The organism is Limnoglobus sp. (genome assembly GCF_059499385.1).
Genome location: NZ_JCABYM010000021.1, coordinates 1 through 25,662, shown reverse-complemented (window position 1 = coordinate 25,662; position 25,662 = coordinate 1). Strand labels below are relative to the sequence as shown.

General features: G+C 68.4%; 17 protein-coding genes and 1 tRNA gene. 10 read left to right on the top strand and 8 right to left on the bottom strand.

The window, feature by feature from the left end; all coding sequences use genetic code 11:
- Window positions 1–1,374: a DUF1501 domain-containing protein gene (locus AC5JJ2_RS03505; protein ID WP_495856572.1), complete on the bottom strand. Its 1,374-nt coding sequence runs from the start codon at window positions 1,372–1,374 to the stop codon at window positions 1–3.
- A gap of 99 nt (window positions 1,375–1,473) precedes the next feature.
- Between AC5JJ2_RS03505 and miaA the strand changes: the two genes are divergently transcribed.
- The 3 genes from miaA to AC5JJ2_RS03490 all read left to right on the top strand — a co-directional run bounded on the left by miaA (window position 1,474) and on the right by AC5JJ2_RS03490 (window position 5,784).
- On the top strand, window positions 1,474–2,385 hold the full coding sequence (miaA, locus tag AC5JJ2_RS03500; protein ID WP_495856571.1) for a tRNA (adenosine(37)-N6)-dimethylallyltransferase MiaA: 912 nt from the start codon (window positions 1,474–1,476) through the stop codon (window positions 2,383–2,385).
- A 117-nt stretch (window positions 2,386–2,502) separates the two neighbouring features.
- Window positions 2,503–4,125, top strand: coding sequence for a phosphoglycerate dehydrogenase (gene serA / locus AC5JJ2_RS03495; RefSeq protein ID WP_495856570.1), 1,623 nt, complete (start codon window positions 2,503–2,505; stop codon window positions 4,123–4,125).
- 312 nt (window positions 4,126–4,437) lie between these two features.
- A complete protein-coding gene (locus AC5JJ2_RS03490; protein ID WP_495856569.1) occupies window positions 4,438–5,784 on the top strand; it encodes an ATP-binding protein in 1,347 nt (448 codons plus the stop codon).
- Between the two features lie 71 nt (window positions 5,785–5,855).
- On the opposite strand, the gene AC5JJ2_RS03485 is transcribed toward AC5JJ2_RS03490, so the two are convergent.
- The 5 genes from AC5JJ2_RS03485 to AC5JJ2_RS03465 all read right to left on the bottom strand — a co-directional run bounded on the left by AC5JJ2_RS03485 (window position 5,856) and on the right by AC5JJ2_RS03465 (window position 13,882).
- A tRNA-Arg gene (locus AC5JJ2_RS03485) sits at window positions 5,856–5,928 on the bottom strand.
- Window positions 5,929–5,984: 56 nt separating this feature from the next.
- The gene (locus AC5JJ2_RS03480) at window positions 5,985–11,384 is read right to left on the bottom strand and encodes an alpha-2-macroglobulin family protein (RefSeq protein WP_495856568.1); all 5,400 of its coding nucleotides are present in this window, start codon (window positions 11,382–11,384) and stop codon (window positions 5,985–5,987) included.
- 6 nt (window positions 11,385–11,390) lie between these two features.
- The gene (locus AC5JJ2_RS03475) at window positions 11,391–11,930 is read right to left on the bottom strand and encodes an RNA polymerase sigma factor (protein WP_495856567.1); all 540 of its coding nucleotides are present in this window, start codon (window positions 11,928–11,930) and stop codon (window positions 11,391–11,393) included.
- 336 nt (window positions 11,931–12,266) lie between these two features.
- Complete coding sequence (locus tag AC5JJ2_RS03470; RefSeq protein ID WP_495856566.1) at window positions 12,267–13,205, bottom strand: amidohydrolase family protein; 939 nt, start codon at window positions 13,203–13,205, stop codon at window positions 12,267–12,269.
- A 209-nt stretch (window positions 13,206–13,414) separates the two neighbouring features.
- Entirely contained in the window at window positions 13,415–13,882 is a 468-nt protein-coding gene (locus AC5JJ2_RS03465; RefSeq protein WP_495856565.1) for a hypothetical protein, read from the bottom strand.
- 272 nt (window positions 13,883–14,154) lie between these two features.
- Between AC5JJ2_RS03465 and AC5JJ2_RS03460 the strand changes: the two genes are divergently transcribed.
- Window positions 14,155–15,006 (top strand): hypothetical protein, encoded by an 852-nt coding sequence (locus AC5JJ2_RS03460; RefSeq protein WP_495856564.1) that lies wholly within the window; start codon window positions 14,155–14,157, stop codon window positions 15,004–15,006.
- 162 nt (window positions 15,007–15,168) lie between these two features.
- Window positions 15,169–15,477, top strand: a complete 309-nt coding sequence (locus AC5JJ2_RS03455) for an ArsR/SmtB family transcription factor (RefSeq protein WP_495856563.1) — start codon at window positions 15,169–15,171, stop codon at window positions 15,475–15,477.
- A 5-nt stretch (window positions 15,478–15,482) separates the two neighbouring features.
- Here AC5JJ2_RS03455 and AC5JJ2_RS03450 read toward each other — a convergent pair whose 3' ends face one another.
- Entirely contained in the window at window positions 15,483–17,009 is a 1,527-nt protein-coding gene (locus AC5JJ2_RS03450; protein ID WP_495856562.1) for an FG-GAP-like repeat-containing protein, read from the bottom strand.
- Between the two features lie 155 nt (window positions 17,010–17,164).
- Here AC5JJ2_RS03450 and AC5JJ2_RS03445 point away from each other — a divergent pair, with 155 nt between their 5' ends.
- From AC5JJ2_RS03445 to AC5JJ2_RS03430, 4 genes are all read left to right on the top strand, one after another.
- Entirely contained in the window at window positions 17,165–17,983 is an 819-nt protein-coding gene (locus tag AC5JJ2_RS03445) for a carbon-nitrogen hydrolase family protein (RefSeq protein ID WP_495856561.1), read from the top strand.
- Between the two features lie 8 nt (window positions 17,984–17,991).
- Entirely contained in the window at window positions 17,992–18,774 is a 783-nt protein-coding gene (locus tag AC5JJ2_RS03440; protein WP_495856560.1) for an NAD-dependent epimerase/dehydratase family protein, read from the top strand.
- Complete coding sequence (locus AC5JJ2_RS03435; RefSeq protein ID WP_495856559.1) at window positions 18,774–20,147, top strand: alkaline phosphatase family protein; 1,374 nt, start codon at window positions 18,774–18,776, stop codon at window positions 20,145–20,147. Before AC5JJ2_RS03440 ends, AC5JJ2_RS03435 begins: the two co-directional genes overlap by 1 nt.
- 396 nt (window positions 20,148–20,543) lie before the next feature.
- The gene (locus AC5JJ2_RS03430; protein ID WP_495856558.1) at window positions 20,544–23,492 is read left to right on the top strand and encodes a hybrid sensor histidine kinase/response regulator; all 2,949 of its coding nucleotides are present in this window, start codon (window positions 20,544–20,546) and stop codon (window positions 23,490–23,492) included.
- 3 nt (window positions 23,493–23,495) lie between these two features.
- On the opposite strand, the gene AC5JJ2_RS03425 is transcribed toward AC5JJ2_RS03430, so the two are convergent.
- Window positions 23,496–24,317: a purine-nucleoside phosphorylase gene (locus tag AC5JJ2_RS03425; protein WP_495856557.1), complete on the bottom strand. Its 822-nt coding sequence runs from the start codon at window positions 24,315–24,317 to the stop codon at window positions 23,496–23,498.
- A gap of 168 nt (window positions 24,318–24,485) precedes the next feature.
- Between AC5JJ2_RS03425 and AC5JJ2_RS03420 the strand changes: the two genes are divergently transcribed.
- Entirely contained in the window at window positions 24,486–25,610 is a 1,125-nt protein-coding gene (locus AC5JJ2_RS03420) for a leucine-rich repeat domain-containing protein (protein ID WP_495856556.1), read from the top strand.
- Window positions 25,611–25,662: the final 52 nt, after the last annotated feature.

The following is a 25,662-nucleotide window of genomic DNA, read 5'->3' as shown; positions in this document are numbered from 1 at the left end:
TCACGCCACCATTTCCTTCACCACCCGCCCGTGAACGTCGGTCAGCCGGAAGTCGCGGCCCGCGTACCGGTACGTCAGCTTCTCGTGGTCGAAGCCGAGCAGGTGCAGCATCGTCGCGTGCAGGTCGTGGACATGGACCTTGTTCTCGACCGCCGCGAACCCGAACTCGTCGGTCGCGCCGACGACCGTGCCGCCCTTCACGCCGCCGCCGGCCAGCCAGCACGTGAACCCGTAGTGGTTGTGGTCCCGGCCGTTGAGGGCGGGGAACTCGGCGACCGGCGTGCGGCCGAACTCGCCGCCCCACAGGATCAGCGTCTCGTCGAACAGCCCGCGCTGCTTCAGGTCGCTGATGAACGCGGCGATGGGTTGGTCCCACTGCCCGGCCAACGCGCGGTGCTGCTTCTCGAGGTTGTCGTGGTTGTCCCACGGCTGCCCGGCCCCGCTCCAGAGCTGCACCACCCGCACGCCGCGCTCCAGCAGGCGGCGGGTGTAGAGCAACTGTCGGCCGTGAACGGTTTCGCCGTAGAGTTCGCGGACCTGCTTCGGCTCCCGCCGCAGGTCGAACACGTCCGCCGCCACCGACTGCATCCGGAACGCCAACTCGAACGTGCGGATGCGGGCTTCGAGGTTCGCGTCGTGGGCCCGCAGTTCCTTGTGCTTCGCGTTCAGCTTCTGTACGAGGTCGAGTTGCTCCCGCTGCCGGTCGAGCGGCAGGTCGGCGTTGCGGATGTACGCGATCAGCTTCTCCACGTCCGCGTGCTGCGTGTCGAGGTACGTGCCTTGATACACCCCCGGAAGGAACGCCGACCGCCAGTTCTGCGTCGTGACGATCGGGAACCCGCCGGGACACATGACTACGAACCCCGGCAGGTTTCGGTTCTCGCTGCCGAGGCCGTAGGTTACCCACGACCCCAAACTCGGCCGCGGCAGCCGGCCGTCGCCGCAGTTCATGAGCATCAAGGACGGCTCGTGGTTCGGAACGTCCGCGTGCATCCCGCGGATGACGCACATGTCGTCGACGTGCGCGGCCGTCTTCGCGAACAGCTCGCTGACCTCGATCCCCGACTGACCGTACTTTTTGAACTTGAACGGCGACCGCATCGGCGCGCCCGTCTTCCGCTCGGTCCGCAGATTCGACCCGGTGAGCGGTTTGCCGTGGTGCTTGTCGAGCGCCGGCTTCGGATCGAACGTGTCCACCTGCGACGGGCCGCCGTTCATGAACAGGTGAACGACGTGCTTCGCCTTGGCCGGAAGCGGTGATTTCTTAGGCGCGAGCGGGTCCACGTCCGCGGCGTCCGCGAACACGCCGGCCAGGCCGAGCATCCCGAGGCCGCTCCCGGATCGGGAGAGCAGTTCGCGACGAGTGAGGTTCATGAAAACCGTTTTACCGCAGAGAGCGCGGAGGGCGCAGAGAAAAATCATTTGATAAAACTGCTGAAATGTTATTCTCTGCGCCCTCTGCGGTGAATCCTCTTGTCCGCCTTCGCCGACGCCCTGATCCTGACCGGCCCGACCGCGAGCGGGAAGACGGCCCTCGCGCTGGACCTAGCCGAGCGGGTCGGTGCGGAAGTCGTCGCGATGGACTCGATGACATTCTACCGCGGCATGAACATCGGCACGGCGAAGCCGACGGCCGAGGAACGGGCGCGGGTGCGGCACCATCTGATTGACGTGCTCGATCCGTGGGAGTCGGCGAACGTCGCGTGGTGGCTCGGCCGGGCGGCGGAGGCATGTGCCGAGATTCGCGGCCGCGGGAAGCGGCCGTTGTACGTCGGCGGCACGCCGTATTATTTGAAGGCACTGCTGCACGGGCTGTTCGAGTCGCCGCCGACGGACGAGGGACTTCGTCAAAGGTTGGAAGAGGAAGCCGCGACGCACGGGAACGCCGCGCTCCACGCGCGACTGGCGGCCGTGGACCCGAAGCTCGGGGCGAAGCTGCACGCCAACGACGTTCGCCGCGTGGTGCGGGCGCTGGAGGTCTTCGAGCTGACGGGGAAGCCGCTCGGCGAGTTGCAACAGACGTGGGACACGCCGCCCGCCGAGATTCCGTGCGTCTGCCTCGAATGGCCGCGCGAGGTCCTGTACGACCGCATCGACCGCCGCGTCGAGGCGATGATCGCGGCCGGGTGGATCGACGAGGTCCGCGGGCTGATGGCGAAGCCGATGAGCCGCGAGGCGGCGCAGGCGGTCGGGTACGCGGAGCTGATCGCGTACCTACGGGACGGCGTGCCGTTGGGCGAGACGGTCGCGCTCATCCAGCAGCGGACGCGGCAGTTCGCGAAGCGGCAGATGACGTGGTTCCGCGCGCTGCCGACGTGCCGGCCGGTGACCGGCGGGGCGACCGTGGACGAGGTGGTGCAGGAACTGGCGAACGGCACGGCGTAAGCGTGCCGGTGTGGGGCGAGTTGCACACCGGCACGCTTACGCCGTGCCGTTCGCCTTGAATTCGTGTTCCCATACAATCACTGCCTCTCCCCGATCCTTGAAAAGGTGTACCCGCCGATGGCCCGCGTGTTGATCGCCGACAACCTGGAAGCCGCCGCCGCCGAGACGCTCAAGAAGCTGGGCGTCCCCGTCGATCACCGGCCCGAACTCAGCAAGAAGCCCGACGAGCTGAAGGCCGCCCTCAAGGAATACGACGCCGTCATCGTACGGTCCGCGGCGAAGATCACCGGCGACATGCTCGCCGACCCCGGCAAGCTCCGGGCGATCGCCCGCGCCGGCGTCGGCGTGGACACCATCGACGTGCCGGCCGCCACCCGCAAGGGCGTCGTCGTCATGAACACGCCCGGCGGGAACACCGTCTCCGCCGCGGAACACACCATCGCGCTGCTCATGTCGCTCTCCCGGCTCGTGCCGCAGGCCGACGCCACCATGAAGAAGGGCGGGTGGGACCGCAACAAGTTCGTCGGCACGCAGGTCACCGGCAAGACGCTCGGCGTCATCGGGCTCGGCCGCATCGGCCGCGAGGTCGCCAAGCGGGCCGCCGGGCTGGAGATGAAGGTCCTCGCGTTCGACCCGTTCGTCACCCCGGACAAGGTCACGGAGATGGGGTACAAGCCGGCCGCGAGCATCGAGGCGATGCTGCCGGACGTGGACTACCTGACGATCCACGTCCCGCTAACGGACGAGACCAAGTCGCTGATCGGGCCGGCCGAGTTGGCGAAGATGAAGAAGACGGCCCGCATCCTGAACGTCGCCCGCGGCGGGATCGTGGACGAGAAGGCGCTCGCCGAGTGCCTCAAGGCCGGGACCATCGCCGGGGCCGGGATCGACGTGTTCAGCGTCGAACCGGTCGTGGCCGACAACCCGTTGCTCGCCGCGCCGAACGTCGTCCTTACCCCGCACCTCGGCGCGTCCACGGTCGAGGCGCAGGAGAACGTCGCCATCGAGGCGGCCGAACTCATCGCCAACTTCCTGCTCAAGGGGATCGTCGCGAACGCCGTCAACATGGCGGCCGTGGACCGGAAGGAACTCGACGAGCTGAAGCAGTTCGTGGACCTCGCCCGCCGCCTCGGGATGTTGCACGCGCAGATGAACCACGGGCAGATCAAGAAGGTCACGCTCACGTACAAGGGCGACCTCGCCGGCAAGAAGACGAAGCTGCTCACCAGCGCGTTCACGGCCGGGCTGCTCGAGTCCCGCATGGCCGGCGTGAACCTCGTCAACGCCGAGGTCATGGCCCGCGACCGCGGTATCGAGATCATCTCCTCGTCGTCACCGAAGAAGGACGACTTCGCGTCGCTCATGCAAGCCGACGTGGAGACGGACAAGAAGACGTACACCGCGGCCGGGACGCTGTTCGGCAACGAGTACCTGCGGCTGGTTCGGCTTGGCGCGTTCCGGCTGGAAGCCTATCTGGACGGCGTGCTGTGCGTGTTCAGCCACCGCGACCGGCCGGGCGTCATCGGGTTCATGGGCGGTACGTTCGGGAAGCACGACGTGAACATCGCGGCCATGAACCTCGGCCGGCAGGCCCCCGGCGGCGAGGCGATCGGCGTGCTCAACCTGGACACAGTCCCCCCGCCCGCGGCCGTGGAAGAGGTCGCGAATCACGAGCACATCACCAGCGTGTCGGTCGTCAAACTCCCCGCGGCCGGAGAGTTACCCGCCTGGCTCGGTTAGCCACTGTCGGGTTTTTTTGCCGGAACCGAGAATTTTTTCCGGTTCCGGCAGAATTCAGTTGCAGGCTCATGCGTTCATGTCAAAAATTTCGCATGGGTGGCGAGTGGGATGCCCATTCTTCCATTGCCACTTTAGTGCATCCGTGCTGAGACTAAGTGTGGCCGTTCCCCTGAGTGGGAACTGTCAAGTGCCCGACAGACAAGGCCCGTAATGTAATTTTTCGCCCGGCGTTCAGTCGCCGTGGAAACATGCGTGGGCCGCGAGCTAAGGTTACCTTTAGACTCGCGGCTCAGTCGCCCTGAACCGAGCCAGATGAACGCGTCTACCCCTCTCGCCGGGCTTTTCGCCGACCAGATGCAGGTCGGGATGGCTTATTTCCTGACCGCCCTCGGCGGGGTCGCGGCCGCCGCCGCGGCGTGGATCGTCGCCCTCCGCCGGCGGCTGCACAAGCAAGACGAGGAACTGCGGGCGCACTTCGCGAAGGAAAAGGAACTGGAGAACCGCATCCTCCAGGGCCAGAAGCTCGAGGCCGTCGGCCGGTTGGCCGGCGGCATCGCCCACGACTTCAACAACCTCCTCACGGTCATCAACGGCTGCTCGGAGTTGCTCGACACGACGCTGCCGCCGGACCACGTCTCCCGCGACCTCGTTGCGGACATCCGCCGGGCCGGGGAGCGGGCCGCCGGGCTGACGGCGCAACTCCTCCTGTTCAGCCGCAAGCGGCCGATCAACTTGCTGTCGATCAACCTGAACAGCGCCGTCACCGACGCCGTCCGGCTCCTCGGCCGGGTGCTCGGCGACAACGTCACGGTCGAGACGAAGCTGGCCGACGACCTCCCCGCCGTGAAGGCCGACTACGGGCTGATCCACCAGATCGTCCTGAACCTGGCCGTGAACTCGCGGGACGCCATGCCCTACGGCGGGACGGTCACGATCCGCACGGAAAGCAAAGACGCGGCCGACCGGGCCGTGGTCCGCCTGAGCCTCGCGGACACCGGCGCGGGCATGGACGAGGAGACGCAGAAGCAGGTGTTCGAGCCGTTCTTCACCACGAAGGAGCAGGGGAAGGGGACCGGGCTGGGCCTCGCGACCGTGTACGGGATCGTGCGGACGCTCGGCGGCGAGATCCACTTCCGGTCGGCCGTCGGCCACGGCACGACGTTCGAGATCGACCTGCCGGCGGCGGGCGCGTCGGACCACGGCGACTCGCGGGAGATGAGGAAGGTGGCCGTCCCGATCGACGACCCGACCCCGCTGCCGAGCCGGGGCGTGGTGCTGCTGGTCGAGGACGACGAGATGGTCCGCGGGCTGGCCCGCCGGGTGCTGACGCGGGACGCCTTCCACGTGGTGACGGCCGCGAGCGCCACGGACGCCGTCCGGATCGCCCGCCAGGAGCCGCAGTTGGACCTGCTCATCACGGACGTGGTGATGCCGGAGTTGAGCGGGCCGGAGGTGGCCGAGTTGATCCGCCAGTTCCGGCCGAACCTGCGGGTGCTGTTCATGAGCGGCCACACGCCGGACGAGATCCGCCGGCAGGGGTTGGACGTGGACGCGGAGGCGTTCGTGCAGAAGCCGTTCGCCGGCGAGGCGCTGATCGCCCGCGTCGAGGCGCTGTTCGTGAAGACCGTCCCGGAACTCGACCTCGGACCGGTCGAGTAGCGTTCCCCTTCTTATCCCCGCCGGTCCGTTTGGCGATTGACGTGACTTGGCGATCGCCGACGTTCAAACATTGCCCCCGGCAGGATTCGAACCTGCGACCACCGGTTTAGGAAACCGATGCTCTATCCCCTGAGCTACGAGGGCGCGGCCACCGTGATTGTACGACCCAGGGACACGGCCAACAGGCCGGAGGTGATCGGCTATTTCGCGGGGCGAATGGTGACGGTCAGCGGGTCGAGCCACCGCTTCGCGTCCGCGGCGTAATACAGGTACGCCCGGCTCGCGGGGCCGTGGTACTCGCCGGGCACGTCGGCGATCAGGTCGAGCGACAGGTCGATGGTTTGCTCCGGGCCGAGCGCCCGCCAGTAGAGGATCAACTCGCGGCCGTGTAGTTCCCAGTAGCTCAGCGTGGCCTCACCCTTCGCGGGCTTGGCGGTCAGGTCCTTCAACTGCTTGAAGTCCGGGGGCAGCTTCACACCGGCCGGGAGGCCGACGACGGCGACGGCCATGCCGGTGTCGGTTGCGGCCGGGTTCTGGAGTTGCACGATTAGTCGGACGCTGTTGCCTTCGACGACTTCCTTCGCCGACAGGGCGGCCGACAGCTTCAGCGGCGCGTCGGCAGCGCTCGGCAGCTTCTTGCAGAACGCCTCCCACGACACGTTCACCGGGTAGCTCTGCTTCGCCGTCGTCTCCAGCGTGACCTCATGCGGGCCGGGGGCGAACACCGCCTCGGCGTTGTCGAAGACCAGGGTCGTCGGCTTCAGTTCGTCGCTCTTGAACGGCAGGCGGCCGACCTCCTTGCCGTCCACCTTCACGACGATCTCGCCGGTTTCGGTCGGGCGGCGGTTGGCCCGGTTGTACGCGACGATGGCCTTCAGCGCCAGCACGGTCGCCTGCGTGCCGCCGAAGGAGCCGTGCGGCTGCCGGGACTTCACCAGGAAGCTGACCGCGTTGCCGAGGGCGACGGCGTGGTCCGGCGACTTCGCGTTCACGAACGCGAGGGCGGCGAGGGCCGTCGTCTCGACGACGAGGTCGCTGCCGCGGGAGCGGGTGATGGTCGCCTCCGCGCCGGGGAAGGAGCCGTCCGGGTTCTGCTTGGCGGCGAGGGCTTTCAACAACTCTGGCTTCGGCGTCACGTTCGCGGTCAGGGCGAGGCGGTACGGGTCGAGGCTCGTCAACGCCTCCGCGACGACCGCGGCCGTTTCCTTCGCGAGGTCGGCCGTCGGGTCGGCGGAGTGGATCGCCCAGGTGATGTAGGCGTTCGCCACGGCCGGCGGCACGTCGCCGAAGGCGTGGCCGTCCTGCTTGCGGGCGTACCCGCCCTTGCCGTCGCGGCGGGACAGGAGGAAGTTCCGCGTGCGGTCGATGAGCTGCGGATCGACCGGGAAGACGCGGGCCATGTCCGTGAACTGGACGAGGCCGTAGGCCGTCAGGCACTCGTGGGCCGGGAACGCGCCGAACCACTCGAACCCCTCGCGGCCGCCGCCGGCCTCCTTGCGGACCTCGAACCCGGCGAGGCGGTTGTACCCGCTCTCCAACAGGCCGCGGGCGCGGGACGCGAGCGCGGGGTCGGCGAGGTTCGCGTCCTTCAGGTACTCGAGCGCGAGGACGTTCGGGTAGTTGGTGGAGGACGTTTGCTCGAAGCAGCCGGACGGCTCGCGGAGCATCCCGTCGAGGCCGGACTGGATGTCGGCGAGCGCGTTCGTGAACACGGTCAGCCGCACGGCCAGCGTCTTCGGCACGAGGTCGGGCGGAATCGTGACCGTGGCCTTCGCCGTGTACTTCAGTTCCGCGTTGGCCGCGCCGCTTTGCGGGAAGCCGTCCGGCACGACGGTGACGGTCCGCTCGGCCGCGTCGGTCAGGGCGTCGGCGGACGCCGCGACGCGGACCTTCGCCTTACCGAGGCCGTTGACCCTCACCGGGGCGAGCAGCCGCGCGCCGGCCGCGGCTTCGACTGACAGCGGGGTGTCATCCCGCTCCGGGATCAGGTTGTCGGACCAGACGCTGACCTTCGCGTCGAACTTCTTCGCCGTCCCGTTGCTCACGACGACCGGCAGCTGCGGGCGGTCGCTCGAACTCAGTTCGGCGGGCAGTTTCACGTCCGCGGACAGCGGCTTCCGCACTTCGAGTAGGCCGGTCGCGGCCCCGAGGCGGCCGTCGAGCGTGTGCCCGGCGACGAGGACGCGGTACGGGTTCACGGCGTCCGAGACGTGGAAGTCGAGCGTCGCCCGGCCGTCGGTCGGCAGCACGAGGACGGGATGCCAGAGGACGGTTTCGGTGAAGTCGGTGCGGGTGGCGTCGTCGGAGGTCGGCTTCGGCGGGTGCGCGTACTCGCGGACGACAAACGGCGAATGCCGTGTGAGGGCTTGCTTCACACGGCCGAGGGCGGCGTCTTCGTCGGCGGTCGGCGAACCTTCCCGGCTGTCCCAGAAGGTCCGGGCCGCCCGCTCGCCGCGGTCGGGCTTGAGTTTGCTCGCGGACGCTTCGCCGCGAGCTTGGCGGAACGAGCCGGGGCCGATCTCGGATCGGGGGCGGGCTTGTGGCTGGGTGGTCGCGGGCACGTCCGGGACGGGGCTGGTCGGACCCCGTTCGCGGAGGTCGGTCGTGCCCCCACGATCCACTTCGGCCACAGTGGGCGAATCGGTGAGTCGGCTCTCTACCCACTGGTCATCGGGGACCGGCAACACGCTCAGCGAATACGTCAGAATGCCCCCCAGCGATAGCACCACAACAGCGGCCGCGACCCGAAAGAGTTTACGAGAGAGCAGGACATAACACCAGGCAGCGGTCAGAAGCACGGCGATTCCAATACTTCCGTAGGCCAGTCTCGACGACACTTGATTGCCGATTCGTATTTGCTCCGCTTGCGCCTGTGTTGTTGCTACCCTCTGGCTATCCCACTCTGGTAACTTCCTGTCCCGCTCGCGCTCGGCCAGCTTCTTCTCTGCCTCCAGTTGGTCGAGCTTCGCGTCGATCGGCTCGATGCCGTTCCGCTGACTCGCCGTCACACGATCGGGGCGGACGGACTCGGTCATCACGTCGGTGCGGCCGTTCGCTATCCAGAACCGTTGCTTCTCGGCGTCACTCGCAGCGCTCGACCGGAACCGGCCGTCGGCCTCCGCGAACCGCCGCCAGCCCTGCGTGCCGAGGAGCAGGTCGAGCGCCGCGGCGGCCTTCGGGTGCGGCGTCAGGATGAAGTCGGCGTGTTCGAGTTGGTCCGGCCGTTGCAACTCGCCGGCGAGCAGGAAGTGCGTCGGCAGCAGCCGCTCGGCCTTATCGTCGGCCATCGTCAGCACGCTCTGGTTCACGACGGCGGCCATCACGACCGCGGCCGTCGGTTGGTCCTTCTCGTTCGTCGCCGTGACGGTCAGCGTCACCTTGTCGCCGGGGGCGGCCGGCCCCTTGTGATTCGTGGCGAACGCGAGGTTCAGCTTCTCGGCCGGGCGGCGGAAGATCAGCCGCTCGGCGAGCGGGATCAGGTCGGCGCGGCCGTTGTTCGCGGCAGGTTCCTCGAAAACCGTCACGCGGGTGACGCCACCGACGGCGACCGGCGGCGGGGCGATGCTAACTTCGACGGCCTTGCCCGGCTCGGCGGTCAGCCGCGCGTGGCCGACGACGAACCCGCGGGTGTAGACGCCGACGATGAGGTTCCGCTTCGTCTTCGCTGACGTGACCGTCGCCTTCACCGGTTGCGTCGCGTCGATGACGCCGTTCGGGATCGTTAGCACAACGCCATCGGCCTCGGCCTTCGGCAGCAGGTAGCCGGTCGTGAAGTTCGGAACGTCGATCTTCGGCTCGACGGTCCCGACGGGGCGGAGCAGCTTCAGGGCGTACCGCTTGCCCGGTTGCGGGGTGAACGCGAACACGCCGAGGCCCTGGTTCGCGCCGGGGTGCTCGGCGTCGGTCAGGGTCTTCACGTCCGCGACGCGGTTCGTGCCGTCGGTGACGAAGCCCTCCACGTCGGCCGGGGAGCCGGTCGCAGTAGTCGCGCGGACGTAAACGCGGTTCGGCAACCCCTCGATCAGGTCGCCGCCTTCGGGGAAGAATTCGAGCGACAGCGTCTTCGACGCGAGCGGGATCGGCCGGACGATCGACTCCGCGTTCTGGTCCTGGATCAGCACCGTGATCGTTGCGGCCTTCAGGTCGTCGAGGTTCGGCAGCGTCAGGCTGATGTCGGCCGCACCGTCGGCGTTCAGCGTCACCGGAGCCTTCACCGGGATGCGGGCGTTCTTGCCGTGCGTCGCCGTCACCAGAATAGGGATGTTCGCCAGCGGCTTGCCCTGGTTCTTCACCACGACCTTCGCCCTTACCGGGTCGCCGGGGCCGTAAGTCTTCGCGTCGAACTCCAGCGTCTTCAGCAGCACGTCCGGCTGGTACCGCGCGACCACGACTTTCCGCGTGCCGATGGGCGTCGAGCCGGCGGGTAGGTCCTTGCCGGCCCAGCCCTGCGGCAGCTCGTGGGCGACGAGCGTGTACTCGCCGCCGGGCAGCGCCGCAGGCAGCGCGATGACGCCGCACGCGATGCCGCGGACGGGCGCGCCGTCCGGGCCGACGACCGGTCTCTCGATGCCGTCGCGGTTCACCACCGGCGTCGTCGTGCCGATGACCGTGGAGCCGTCGAGGACCGTGCCGTCCGGCTTGCGGAGGTCGAATCGGATCGTCAGGTCGCGGCCCGGCGGCTGGAGGCTCGTGCGGTTGAGCGTCAGGCTGCGGAAGTAGACCGGCTCGCCGGGCCGGTACAGCGGCTTGTCCGTGACGACGAGCGTGGTGAACACCGGGCCGAGCAGTTGGATCGGCTCCGTCAGCTCGGCCGTCGCGCCGTCGGCGGTCGTCGCTTTGATGGCGAGCGACAGGTCTTCCGCCCCGGCCGGGAACTTCGCCCAGAGGCTCGTCGGCAACCGCCACGACTTGCCGTTCGTGGGCAGCGTCTCGGTGTGGTAGACGGTGTTCCGCGAATCGCGGATCGTGACGGTCGCGGTCGCGGCGAGGTCGGCGCTCTGCTTCGTCTTCGTGGTGATCGCGTACTCGTTCAGCCCGCCGGGGATGGCGGCGACGGGGCCGGTCACTTCCAGGTTGAACGGCTGGGCGCGGGCCGCGATGTCGGCGGCCACCCACGTCTTGACTTGCTTCTTGTGCGACTCGCGGAGCTCGACGAGCCGACGGTCGTAGTCGGCAACGAGCTGCGACTGAACGCGGACGCGGTCCTGGTCCGCCTGCTCGATCTCGTCCAGCTTCTTCTGGGCCTGCGCGACCTTGTTGCTCTGCTCGCGATACGCCATGTAATCGCGGATCGCCGGGGACAGCAGCGCGAGTGAACAGACCAGCAGCGCCGCAGCGACGGCCCACGGGTAGGTCCGCGATGGCTTCCGCGCCGGCACGGGGGGCGAGGCCTCGGCGGGGGCCGCGAACGTCACGTCCGGAAACGGGGCCTTCGCCGCGGCCGCGAACAGGCCCTTCACCCCGGCCGCCTCGTCGCGGGCGGCGGCGCACGCCGGGCACGATTCAATGTGCGCGGCGACCTCGGCTTCCTCGGCCGGGTCGAGCAACCCGTAGAGGAAGTCGAGCACCCGCTCGCGACATTGTTCGCACCGCCCGGTCATGACCTGCTACACCTCGTCTGGGGTTCCGTCGGCGTCGGGGTTCAACACCTTCCGCAACTTAATCAGGGCCGTCCGCATCTGCGTCTTCACCGTGCCGACGGGAATCTCCCGCAGCTCGGCAATCTGCTCATAGGTCAAGTCGCCGTTCTGCCGCAAGAGAAAAACTTCCCGCTCCTCCGGCCGCAGGTCGAGGATGGCCGCCCGCAGCCGGGAGACGTTCTCGTTGTCCACGATCTGCTCCGCCGCGGAACTCTCGCGGGCCGGGAGGAGCACCTCCTCGGCGATCAACGGCTTCGCCCGCTTCGTCCACCCGCTCCGCTGGTGGTCGCGGGCGGCGTTCAACCCCACTCGAAAAATCCAGGCCCGCAGGTTCTGAACTTCCAGGATCGTCTCCCGTGCCCGCCAGCATTTGACGAACGCCTCCTGAGCGGAGTCCATGGCGTCTTCGCGGTTGCCTAGTACATACGCGAGGGTGCTAACGAGTTCATCACGGATTTGCTCGAACGTCTCGACCAGGAGCTTTTCCGTGGGCGTGGGTGTAGGCATGGGCACGGCGCGGGCCGGTCCGAGGGCGGGGGTCCGATTTTGCGGGTCCGGGGGGTTAGTCCGGCCTCGCCCGCCCTTTGCCATACGCTCCCTACCAGACAGACGGGGACGGGGCACTCAGCGATTGAACAGGCACAAAAACCCATCGTATTCGTCGAAGAAAACGCCCGGCTAGGGCCGCCGGGCGCGAAACTGCGCAAGGTGTGCGGGATCGAGGGGAAAACTACACCCCGCCCTGGGACCGCGGGCGTCCCGCCCGCCCACCTTCCCGGCCGCGGGGATCCGTCTTAAGTGGCTGGGAGCGTGGCGGGCGGGACGCCCGCGGTCCCAGCACCTCTACCCCAGCCCGTAGAACGCCTCCGCGTTGTCGTGCAGCAGCTTCTTCTGGTCCGCCGCCGGGCGGTCCTTGATGACCTGCCGCAGCGCCGTCAGCCAGTCGGCGTAGCTGCCGGCCGCCAGCACGACGGGCCAGTCGCCGCCGAACATCACCCGGTCCCAGCCGAACGTGTCGCAGACGTGGTTCACGATCGGCGCGATGTCGTCGGCCTTCCACGTCCCCTTCTCCCAGCCGTTCGCCAGGAACCCGGACACCTTGCACACCACATTCTTCTTCGCCGCCAGCGCCGCCGTGTTCTTCTTCCACGCATCAGTCTGTTCCGCCGTGAACTTCGCGTTCGGGTTGCCGCAGTGGTCCAGGATGAACCGCGTGCCGGGGCACTGCTCGACCAACTTCACGTAGTTCGGCAGGTCGGCCGGGCGGACGCACAGGTCGTAGCTCAGCCCGAGATCGCCGAGGAGTTGGATGCCCTTCACGAACTTCGGGTCCAGGCAGTAGTCCGGCGGCGTGCTCTCGACGTGCAGCACCTGGCGGATGCCCTTGACGTACTTGCTCCCCTTGAACTGCCCGGCGTACTTGGCGAACCCGTCGCCGTTCGGCCGCCCGGACACCACGGCCGCGACCGTCGGCGTCTTGCCGCCGGCGCACAGCTCGACGAGGTAGTCGGCCTCCGCCTGTTGCTGTTCCGGCACCACGTCCACTTCCATGTACACGGCCTTGACGACGTTCAGCCCCTTCGTGGCCTCGGCGTACTCGGTCGGCGTGAAGTTGGCGTCGTACACGGTCCCGGGCTTGAGCCAGCCGAGTTTGAACTTGCGGAGGTCCCAGAGGTGCTGGTGGGTGTCAACGACCGGGATCATGGCGGCGTCCTGAGCGGGGGAGGCGGTCGGCAGCAGCGCGGCGGCGGTGCCGACGGCGAGGAAGTCACGTCGGTTCATGGCGAGCGGCCCTCGGTGGTGGTGGCGATTGTATGCGGCCGCCGCGCGGAAGGGGAACCGTCCCGCCCGGAGCCGCCGGGCCGGACCGCGCGTTCCGCCCGCTCGCGCTTCAGCAGGAGAAGGAGCGTCTTCTTCGTCCGCGCGACCAGTTCGGCCTCCGAGGGCATCGGGCCGCCCTTCTCTTCCGCCAGCTGCCGGGTCCACTGCACCTACTGCGGGAAGTCCGGCCCGCGGGCGAGGACCTCGACGGCCTCCTCGTCCGCCATCGCCGGGTCCGATTCCATCGCTTCCGGTGCGTCGTCCAGTTCGTCGGCCGCCAGCACGGCGGCGAGTACGGCCTCGCACTCCGTCACGGCCCGCGCCGGGGACGACAGTGACGGCAAGTCCGCAACCGGCGGCAGGCCGTCGTCCGCCGGTTGCGGAGGGACGGTCGAACCGGCGAGGTCGCGGTTGTGCCGCAGCCGGGTGCGTTCCATCTCGAAGAGGGCGCGGGCGGCGCGTTCGGCCACGTCCGGGTCGGGGTCGGCGAGCCGGCCCTGGTAGAACAGGACGGCCGCGAAGATGGCGTTACCCCAAGCCTCGCCCTTCGCCTCCGGCGTGGGCGGCACGGGCAGCGGCGTCGGCGGCAGGTATCCGGCGATGCGATTCGAGAGAGGCGGCGGTGCAGTCGCGGTCATGGCGTGAGCCTCCAGGATGTGGGGACACGCGAGCGTAAGATTCGATGAACCAATGTCAAGTATGGCCGCATAATTTGTTCGACCTCAAGATTGGTTTTGACTCAGCCTGTGGGCGTTGCTACGCTGGGGCAAGACCAGCCCAGCGGAACCAAGTGGAATCCATCTTCGCCCATTCCGTGGATTGGGATGAACATCGACTTGGCGGCAGAGGAAGGCAGTAACTGGTTATAGGCCCGATTCAACCAACTGGCTTTTTTTACTGCGAGAAGATCATGTGGTGCTACGGAATACTCTTTGGAACAGGCGGTATCGTCATCCTTGCGCTCATCGCCAAATACTCTCGGGAGGCAGCGCGGTTGCGAGCCGATGAACGCCAGAGACAGTTTGAGGCAGAAATCGCGAGACAGAAGGATGCAATCCAAGAGGCAGAGTATCGCAAGAAACGTGCCGCCGAGGTCGCGAAGGATGCCCAGTGGGCGGCGAGAGGATCGGAAGCCGAGGCGAGGCTCGTCGACCTCATTCGCTCGGAAGAAATCCCTCTCAACGAGGCGGCAAGGCGACTTTATGCGCGTAGCAAATACACTCCGGCTCAGCCGATTCAAACAGAGGCCTTATACCGGATGCTAGGAACATTGATTTTGAAGGCTACATCCAGCCAAGATGCAAACGCTTACGAGCTCCTGCTCGGTGTCGAAGTAAATATGGTGTTTAAGCAACATTGGGAACAAACTCACCGACGACTTCTTGCTCGGTGTTCGGGCAAGCTTCGACTTCTCACAGCCAAACGACTACTTAAACTGGGTCACTACGAAAGCGCAAATATCGTCGCGGGGGAAAGTGTTCAAACGCTTGAGCTGGCTGAAATTGCCAGTATTAAAAATCCCACACCACACATTGATGAACTGTCAGCCATTCTAGCAGCTCTAAGTAAGCATATTTCTATAGAGCTTCTCGAACGTATTACGAAACTTCCCGACCATGTACAAAAGACGAGGCAGGAGTGCTGTAACACGGGAGGCGATAAATTGGAGTACGAGAACTGGGAAGTTGTAACTTGGACCGAGAACATTCCTTTGCGAGATATCAAGCAAATGGCCGCAGCTGAAATAGGGAAGCGCGTCTAGACTTTAGCCAAATGGCAGGACGGCTATAGCTGATAGGGCTGGATATAGACAATCGCATTTCACAATCTTTAATCTCCTCCATGTGATAACTTATTATTCCTTGACAGACAACTTGCTGTACTTTGGTGTCGATTCTCAACTTCACTCTTGACACGTAAGCACATGCTTACCTATACTGCCCGCATGGTCGTCACCCCCGATCGCGGGCCGGACGTGTTCGCCGCCATCAGCCACCCGGCCCGGCGGCGGATGCTCGACCTGCTCGCCGACGCCGACCGGTCCGTCACCGTCCTCGCCGGGCACTTCGACATGAGCCGGCCGGCCGTCTCCCAGCACCTCCGCGTCCTGCTCGACGCCGGGCTCGTGACCGAGCGGCGGGACGCCCGCGAACGCCGCTACCGCCTCCGCCCCGAATCCCCCGGCCCGGTCCGCGACTGGATCAAGCACCACGAGCGGTTTCGGGAAACCTAGCCGGCCTACGGCCCGGTCTTCCCCGGCGTGACGTTCCGCCAGATCGTGATCGCGTCCGCCCCCGGCGGCGGCTGGCGGAAGTAGCTGTTGCCCGTCACCAGGTGCATCCGGCCGTCGCCCATGAGGTCGCCGACGGCGCACGTCACGTGGTCGTAGGCCCCCGCTTCCAACGAGTGGCGGGCGAACTGGCCCGGCGCGGTCTGCCGCAAGAGGACGACGGAATCGAGGCCCAACTTGTCGCGGTCCGGGAGGTCCTTCGGCAGGAAGCTGACCGCCACCACGTCTTGCCGGCCGTCGCCGTCGAGGTCCGCGGCCACCGCCCGGTGCGCCCCGGCCAGGTCCGTCAGCGGGTGGTGGGCGAACGGGTACGTGCCGCGGTTCTCCAGCCACTGGACGCCGTGGTCCGGGTGGAGGGCCGCGCTGTCGAACGAGTCGCCGTTCGTGTAGAGCACGTCCAACCGGCCGTCGCCGTTGAGGTCCGTCAGCTGGATGCCGCTGGAGCCGTAGGCCGGGTGCGGGGCGGCGTGGATCGTTTCCTGGCGGAACCTGCCGCCCCCCTCGTTGAGGAAGGCCACGATCGTCTCGTGCTCCTGACTGAAGAGGGCGACGAAGTCCGGCTTGCCGTCGGCGTTCAGGTCGCAGACGGGCACGTGAATCGCGCCGTGCCGGGGGTCCACGGTGTGGGGCACGAACACCGGGTTCGCCCAGTCCTGCGTCCGGTTCTCCAGGTAGAGGACTTCCCCGACCGTCCGCCAGCCGAAGACGGCGACGACCAGGTCGAGCTTGCCGTCGCCGTTGAAGTCGGCCGCCTGCACGTCGGCGACGCGGCCCACGTCCTTGAGGAGCGGGACGGGGGTGAACGTGCCGTCGGCCCCGCCGCGGAGCCAGACGACCCGGCCGTTGCGGTCGTCGGACGGGTAGAAGGTTCCCAGGCAGGCGACGAGCACGTCCCGGCGGCCGTCGCCGTCGAGGTCCACGACCTCGGCCAGCGCCGGATTCGGCTGAACGTCCAGCACCCGCCACGTCGGGTTCGCCTCGTAGGGCCGCAACACGCTGACCTGGCACAGCCGCATGTCGCAGCAGAGCACGTCCAGCCGCTTCGGGTCGGAGAGGTGGACGAGGTTCACGTTGGAGACCCACGGGTCGGGCCGGCCGTTCGCCGGCCGGAAGCCCTGGCGGGCGAACCGCACGGGCGCGTCGCCGGGGGCGTTCTCGGGGCGGGGCCGGGGCAGCTCCAGCGGCGCGCGGGCCTCGTAGTAGCGGACGACGCTTTCCTGGGACGGGTGCGGGCCGGGCCGGGCGGGCGTCGCGGCGTGGAGGAAGTCGTACCCCTGCTGGACTTCCTTGCGCCAGGCCGCGCGGGGGAACGACTCGGGCGGCGGGTAGGCGTGACACGCCGCGCAGAGCGCGTGGACCTGCTCGGGGGTGGCCTCCGCCCCGGCGGCGGACGTGCCGGGGGTGGCCCGGAAAACGAACCACGCGCCCAAGCCGACGGCCGCGGCCAGACCGACGAACCCAACGAGCCGCACCATCGCCGCCTCCTTTTTTCGGGCCGTCGCCCCCTGTGGTGAGCATAAGCCGTCCGCGCGGCGCGGGCCAGCCCGTGCCGGGTTTCCCCCGCCGCGGTACGCGAACCACGTACATCAAGTCTTCGGCGGGAAGGGTTCGCGGTTCTCGGAGGTTCCCCATGCGTATTGCGCTCGCGTCGCCGCGGGTGGCCGTCAGCCTCGACGACGGCCTGCACAAGGTCGAGCGGCTCGCCGCCGACGCCGCCGGGCAGGGGGCGGAGATCGTCTGCTACCCGGAAGCCTACCTGCCGGGGCTGCGCGGCCTCGACTTCGACGTTCCCCCGTTCGACCAGAAGCAGCACGACCGGGCACTCGTGGCGGTGGCGGCGGTGGCGGTGCGGTACGGCATCGCCGTCGTCATCGGCATGGAGCGGTACGTCCCGGCCGGGCGGCAGATCGTCGCCTACGTCATCAACGCCGACGGGAAGCTGCAAGGGTATCAAACGAAGAACCAGCTCGACCCGTCCGAGGACGCGAACTACGTTCCCGGCGACGCCCGGCAGCTGTTCGCGGTCAACGGCATGACGTTCGGCGTCGCCATCTGCCACGAGGGGTGGCGGTATCCCGAAACCGTCCGGTGGGCGGCCGTCCGCGGGGCGAAGGTCGTCTTCCACCCGCAGCACACCGGGTACGAGACGGCCGGCGTCGTGCCGACGCAATGGGGCGCGGCCGACGGGCCGTACTACGAGAAGGCGATGATGATGCGCAGCCGGGAGAACACGATCTACTTCGCCAGCGTCAATTACGCGCTGCGGTTCCCGGAGTCGGCGACGAGCGTGATCGCGCCGGACGGCGAGTGCCAGGCGTACTTGCCCTACGGCACGGAGGGGGTGCTGGTGCAGGACATCGACGTGTCGAAGGCGACGGGCCTGCTGGCTTCCCGCTACGCGCCGGACCGCTACCGAGAGGTGAAGCCGGGCGGAGAGTTTGTACGCTAATCCGGACCATGAAGCACCGCATCCTCGTGACCGGTTCGGCCGGGCGGCTCGGCCGGGCGGCGGTCGCCGCGCTCGCCGCGAAGGGCCACCACGTCATCGGGTTCGACCTCCGGCCGACGCCGGGGCTGCCGAAGGAGCAATCCCTCGTCGCCACCCTCGCGGACGTGGCCGTGCTGCGGGCCGCGGCCGACGGCGTGGACCGCATCATCCATCTCGCCGCCACGCCGGACGACGCGAAGTTCCCCCGCGGCACCCCGCCGGACGACGGCGACAACTTCCTCGACGGCCTCGTGCCGAACAACGTCGTCGGGCTGTACACGATCCTCGAACTGGCCCGGACGCGGAAAATCCCCCGGCTGATCCTCGCCAGCACGGGGCAAGTCATCGACCGCCACCTCGACAGCGGGAACGTGCCGGTGAACGGCGGCACGCGGTACGCCCCGCGCTACCTCTACGCCTGCACGAAGGTGTTCCTGGAAGCGATGGGACAAGTGTACGCCCGCGAGCACGGGATCGAGGTCCTCGCGGTGCGGCTGGGGTGGTGCCCGCGGGACGCCGGGCAGGTCGCCGAGATCGCCGCGAGCGCCGAGGACCAGGACGTGTACCTCAGCCCCGGCGACGCCGGCCGGTTCTTCGTCGCGGCCGTCGAAGCGCCGGCGGTCCCCGGCTTCCACGTCGCCTACGCCACAAGCCGGCACACGGGCAAACTGCTCTACGACCTGTCCGAGACGACCAAACTGATCGGCTTCGAGCCGAAGGACCGGTGGCCGACCGGGGCGAGCGAGTTCTAATGCCTCCCATCGTACTCATCAACGCCGTCGGCCTCACGCCGCGGCTGCTCGACCACGCCCCCCGCCTGTCGGCCGTCGCGAAGGCCGGGTGGGTCGCGGACATGCCCGAGACGCTGCCGGCCGTTACTTGCACGGCTCAGGCGACCCTCCTCACCGGGCTGTCCCCGGACGCGCACGGCGTCGTCGCGAACGGGTGGCTGTTCCGCGACACCACCGAGGTCCGGTTCTGGCAGCAGTCGAACCGACTCATCCAGGCCGAGCCGCTGTACGCGACCGCGAAGAAGCTGGCGAGGGACCGCGGCCGATCCTTTAAGGCCGCGAAGCTGTTCTGGTGGTTCAACCAGGGCGCGGCCGTGGACATCAGCGTCACCCCGAAGCCGTGGTACGGGGTGGACGGCAACAAGGCGTTCGGCATCGCCGGGTCCCCCCGCGGCCTCACCGACGACCTCGAACGCCAGCACGGGAAGTTCCCGTTCCCCAGCTTCTGGGGGCCGACCGCCGGCCGCGGCTGCACGGAATGGATCGCGAACGCCGCCGCGTCGGTGCTGCTCGACGACAAGCCGGACCTGACGCTCGTGTACCTGCCGCACCTGGACTACGACCCGCAGCGGTACGGGCCGTCCGGCTGCAACATGCCGAAGGTCGTGAAGCAACTCGACGCCGCCTGCGAGCCGCTGCTGGACGCGGCGGAACGGGTCGGCGCGGCCGTGTGGGTCGTCAGCGAGTACGGCCACTGCGACGTGGACACGCCGATCCTGCCGAACCGGGCGCTGCGGAAGGCCGGGCTGCTCGAAGTCCGCGGCGGGCCGTTCGGGGAGCAGCTCGATCTGTACGACAGCCGGGCGTTCGCCGTCGTGGACCACCAGCTCGCGCACGTCTACGTGAAGGACGCCGCCGACATCCCCCGCGTCCGCGACGCGGTCGCCCCGCTGGAGGGGGTCGGCCGCGTCCTCGTCGGCGACGAGCGGGCCGAGGTCAAGCTCGACCACGAGCGGGCCGGGGAACTCGTGCTTCTGTCGAAGCCGAACGCCTGGTTCGCGTACCCGTTCTGGCTGGACGACGCCGTCGCCCCGGACTACGCGCGGGCCGTCGCCATCCACCACAAGCCCGGCTTCGACCCGTGCGAGCTGTTCTGGGACCCGAAGCTGTTCGCCCCGAAGCTCCGCGCCGCCCGGCGGCTCGTTCAGAAGAAGCTCGGGTTCCGCACGATCTTCGACGTGGTGCCGCTCGACCCGGCGGTCGTCCGCGGCAGCCACGGCCTCGCGGCCGCCGACCCGCTCGACCGCCCGATCCTCGTCGGCCACGGCCCGAACCCCGGCCCGAGCGTACCCATGACCGGGGTCCGCGACCTGTTGCTCAACGCCCTCGGTTAGGGTCTGTGACCCCCACCCTGACCCGTCTTTAACAAATCTTCTCCGGACTTCGCCTCCCCCTTCGCCGTATGTGCCGGCGTCCAAACGCGATCGGCCCTTTTCCTGCAAGATCAGAACTTCTCGATTTTTGAAGCGCTTGAAGGAGTTTTCTCGATCAGATAGATGGGCCTCGCGTTGGGACCGGGTTCCCATTCGTGGGTCGGTTTTTCACGAGCTTTTCCGTGTAACTTGTGGTACTAGTGTATCTAAGGTCCGCCCACGGCCGTAATTCAAGCATTCGCTCCGGTAATGATGCAGTCGAGCGAGCCACGGAAGATGGAATGATCGCCCGCCGGGAGCGGCTCACGGCCGCCGCAGGATGACGACGGCGGGCGATCCCGGAACCAGGGCTTGACCATGAGCCGTTCCACGCCGACCGGCCCCCGCCTTAGAGGCCCGTTCGGGCATCGCTCCGCCCCGCTCCGCGTCGCCGGGCTGTATCTGCTCGGCTTCGTCACCTGGATCCTCCTGTCGGACCGCGCGGTCGAATCCGCGAACTTGCCCGCCGCGGTGGCGAACCGCGTGCAATCGGTCAAGGGGATCGGGTTCGGCGTGCTGTCCGCCGCGTTCGTGTTCTGGCTCGTCCGCCGGGAGCTCCGCACCCACGTCCGGGCCGAGGACCTGCTCCACGCCGTCGCGGACGAGTCGTCGGACGCCATCGTCGTGAAGGACCGGGCCGGCCAGTACCTGTACGTCAACGGGACCGCCGCCCGGCTCGTCGGCCAGCCGCTCGCGCGGGCGCTGGACTCGGACGACGCGGTCACGTTCGAGGTCCACGCGGACGCGGCCGACACCCCCCGCGACCTCCTCGGCGAGCCGGACTCGGAAGTCCTCCGGCCGCGGCCGCCCGCCCGCGAGGGCAACGGCGCGACCCGGACCTACGCCGCCACGGCCGCCCCGTACCGGGACGCGGACGGCAGCGTCCTCGGCACGGTCCGCGTCGCCCACGACATCACCGACCGGAAGCGGGCCGAGGCCCTGCAGGCGAAGGGCGAGTTCATCCGCCACGTCCTCGACGCGCTCGCCGCCCACGTCGCCGTGATCGACGCGGACGGCACGATCGTCGCCGTCAACGCGGGGTGGCGGGCGTTCGCGAAGGAATGCACCGACGAGAACGGGGACGGGTGGTTCTGCGGCCGCCGGCACGAGAACTACCTCGACCTGTGCCGGCGGAAGGCGGACCAGGGGCACGCCGACGCCCGCGCCGTGGCCGACGGCATCCGGGCCGTCCTCGCCGGCAAGACCGACCGCTACCAGTTCGAGTACCCGCGCCGCACCGCCCAGGGGCGGCGGTGGTTCCTGCTCGGCGTCGCCGCCCTCCGCGGGGCGGACGGCGGGGCCGTGATCTCCCACACGAACATCACCGAGCGGAAGCTCGCCGCCGAGGCCGTGCAGGAGCAGGAGCGGCTGTTCCACAGCGTCTTCAACCAACAGTTCCAGTTCATGGCCGTCCTCGACCCGGACGGCCGGGTGCGGGAGGTGAACCGGCCGCCGTTCCGGGTCCGCGGGTACAAGCGGGAGGAGTACCGCGGCCGGACCCTCGGCGACATGCCCGGCTGGCTTCCGCCCGACAGGTGGCGGGCGGCGTGGGAGGGCCGGTTGCGGCAGGCGGCCGCCGGCGGGCCGGTCCTGACCGAGGACGCGATCGCCCTCGACGACGGCACCACCGGGCACGTGGACGTTTCGACCGCGGCCGTCCGCGCCGCCGGCGGCGGCGTAGAGTTCTTCATCGTCCAGGCCAGCGACGTGACCGCCCGGAAGCGGGCGGAAGAGGCCGTCCGGCAGTCGCACCAGATGCTCCAGATCGTCCTCGACAACATCCCGCAGGGGGTCGTGTGGAAGGACGCGCAGTCCCGCTACCTGGGGTGCAACCGCGTCGTCGCCCAGGCGATGGGGCTGTCCGACCCGGCCGAGATCGTCGGCCAGACGGACGCCGACCTCGCCCCGCTCACGCCCGAGCAGGTCGAGTTCTTCGTCGCGAAGGACCGAGAGGTAATGTCGACCGACACGCCGATCTACCACTTGATCGAGCCGATGACGCTGGTGGACGGGAAGGTCATCTGGCTGGACACGAACAAGGTCCCGATGCACGACCGCCGGGGCAAGGTCATGGGGCTGGTCGTCACCTGGCAGGACATCACCGAGCGGAAGCGGCTGGAGGAGCAACTCCACCAGGCGCAGAAGATGGAGGCCATCGGCCAACTGGCCGGCGGCGTGGCCCACGACTTCAACAACCTGCTCACCGTCATCAACGGGTTCACCGACATCCTGCTCGACGACGCCCCGTCGGCCGAGTTGCTCCAGGACTCGCTGACGGCGATCCGGCACGCCGGGGAGCGGGCGGCCGGGCTGACGAACCAACTGCTCATGTTCAGCCGGAAGGCGATCGTCGCGCCGCGGGTACTCGACCTGAACGAGGTCGTCGATTCCGCCGGGAAGATGCTCCGGCGGCTGATCCGCGAGGACATCGCGCTCGCCACCGCCCTCGGCCCGCGGCTGCCGCGGGTGAAGGCCGATCCGGGGCAGGTCGAGCAGGTCATCATGAACCTGGTGGTGAACGCCCGCGACGCGATGCCCCGCGGCGGCCGGATCACGCTGGAGACGGCCGCGGTCGAGCTGGCCGACGGCCGGCCCGACGGGGGCGAGTTCGTCCGCCCCGGCCACTTCGTCACGCTGTCCGTGGCCGACACCGGCGAGGGGATGACCGACGAGGTGCGGGCGAAGATCTTCGAGCCGTTCTTCACGACGAAGGAAGCGGGGAAGGGGACCGGGCTGGGGCTGGCCACCGTCTACGGCATCGTGAAGCAGGCCGGCGGGTACGTGGCCGTCGAGACCCGGCTCGGCGAGGGGACGCGGTTCACCGTCTACTTCCCGGCCGTTGAGGACACCGTGGACAAGGCCCAGCCGACGGTCGCCGTCGCGCCGGAGGGGACGGAGACGATCCTGCTCGCGGAGGACGAGGAGGGGGTCCGCACGCTCGCCCGGATGGCCCTCGAGATGCAGGGCTACACGGTGCTGGAGGCGGAGACCGGGTCCGCCGCGGCGGACCTCGCGGCGGCGCACGCCGGGCCGATCCACCTGCTCATGACGGACGTGGTGATGCCGGACAAGGGCGGCCGGGAACTGGCGGACCTGATCCGCGGCCGGCGGCCGGACGTGCGGGTGCTGTTCATGAGCGGGTACACGGACGACGCCGTGCTGCGGTACGGCGTGTCCGAGGGCGTGGACGCATTCTTGCAGAAGCCGTTCACCCCGCTGTCGCTGGCGCGGAAGGTCCGGGACGTGCTGGACGCGGTGGTTCACTAGCCGTTACAACTCGCCGACCACCCGCCGGACCAGCACCCGCAGCTTCTTCTCGGCCTCGTTCGCGACGTGGATGATCTCCGGCAGGCTCACCGGCTGGAGCGCGTCCGGCAGGCACATGTCCGTGATGACGGAGATGCCCATGCACCGCATCTTCCCGTGAACGCCGACGATCACCTCCGGCACGGTGGACATGCCGACCACGTCCGCGCCGATCGTCCGCAGGAACCGGTACTCGGCCCGCGTCTCGAGGTTCGGGCCGGACACGGCGACGTACACCCCCTGGTGGCACGGAATTTTTTCCTCCATCGCGATGCGGCGGCCGAGCTTCAGCAACTCGCGGTCGTAGGCGTTGCACATGTCCGGGAACCGGTCGCCGAGCCGCTCGTCGTTCGGCCCGATGAGCGGGTTGTCGCCGATCAGGTTGACGTGGTCCTCGATCAACATGAGGTCGCCCTTGTCGTACTGCGGGTTCATCCCGCCGCACGCATTCGACGCGATCAGGACGTTGCACCCCAGCGCCTTCATGACGCGAACCGGGTACGCGATCTGATTCAGTCGGTAGCCCTCGTAGAAGTGGAACCGGCCTTCCATCGCCATGACGGACTTGCCGCCGAGCGTGCCGCAGACGAGCTGCCCCTTGTGCGACGGGGCGGTGGAGCGGGGGAAGTGCGGGATGTCGCCGTAGGGCAGCACGGCCTCGGCGCGAATGTCCTCGACGAGCTTGCCGAGGCCGGTGCCGAGGATGATGCCGACGGTCGGCGACCCGGCCCACTTCGACCGGACGAACGCGGCCGATTCCTGAATCTGGTCGAACAGTGCGGTCATGGTCGCCTCATAGTAGTAGGCACACTCCGTGTGCCGTCCGCGGAATCGAGTCCGCGAGATTCCGCGAGGGCATTTGGAACCAGGTAGCAAACGGCACACGGAGTGTGCCTACTACTTTAAGTCCCGGTTGACGGGGCGGTCGGGTTTGGGGTACGGTCGTCAGGATACATGCCGCCGCCGAGCAAAGCCAACCCGTTCGCCCGCCGCGCGCCGGGCCGCGCCACCACAGAATACTTGACATGGATGGCGTGGGCACCGTCGTACCGCGCGCCGCGGCTGCGGGAGGTCACCGACTCCCCGCCGACGTTCGTCGGCGGGCTTTCGCCCGAAGGTCGTGTCAGCGGGCGGGCGTTCATCAGCCTTCGACAGCCTGTCCAAGAACTGAACCTCGTCGCCGTCGCGCCGTACATGGACGAACTCGCGGCCTGCCCGCACCTCGCCTCCGTCGAGTCGCTCGACCTCCGCGGCAACCACGTCGGCCCGGCCGGCATCCGCGCCCTCGCGGCGTCGCCGCACCTGCGGTCGCTCACGCACCTCGACCTCGCGAACAACTCCCTCGGTCCCGACGGCATCCGTGAACTCCTGTGCGCCCCGTGGCTCGGCCAGCTCCGTGGGCTGTCGCTCGCCGGCAACGGCCTCGACGCCGCGGCCCTCGCGGAATTGCTCGACGAGCCGGCGTTCGCCGACCTGACCGACCTCGACCTCGCGGACAACGGCATCGGCCCGGCCGTCGCGGAGAAGCTGCCCCGCACGGCCGTCGTTTGCCTGCTGACGAAACTCTCGCTCGCCGGCAACCGGATCGGCCCCGGCGGGGCGGCCGCGTTCTTCGCCGCCGACCGGCTCGACAAGTTGACCGCCCTCGACCTCAGCTTCAACGGCATCGGCCCGGACGGGGCGTTCGCACTGGCGGACTCGGAATCGTTCGCGAACGCCCGCGGCCTCGACCTGAGCTTCAACGACCTCGGCGACGCCGGGGCGGAAGCGCTGGCGTCCGCCGGCAACCTCTCGCACCTGCGGCGGCTGAACCTCCGCGGCAACCGCATCGGCCCGGCCGGGGCGAAGGCGCTCGCGGAAAGCTCGAACTTCGCGAACCTCGTGTCGCTCGACCTCGCCGCGAACTTCCTCGGCGACGCCGGGGCGGACGCGATTCTCTCCGGCGACGGCCTCGGGCGGTTGCAGGAACTCGAACTGTCGAACAACCAACTCACGGCCGTGACCGGCGACCACGGCCTCGCGCATCTCGCGGTCGACGATTTGGTCAAAGTCCGGCCCGTCGGTAAAAAAGCCGCGTAACGAAATGTGCCCACCGAGCCTTCTTCATATAGCCGCCGGCTTGCCGGCGGGG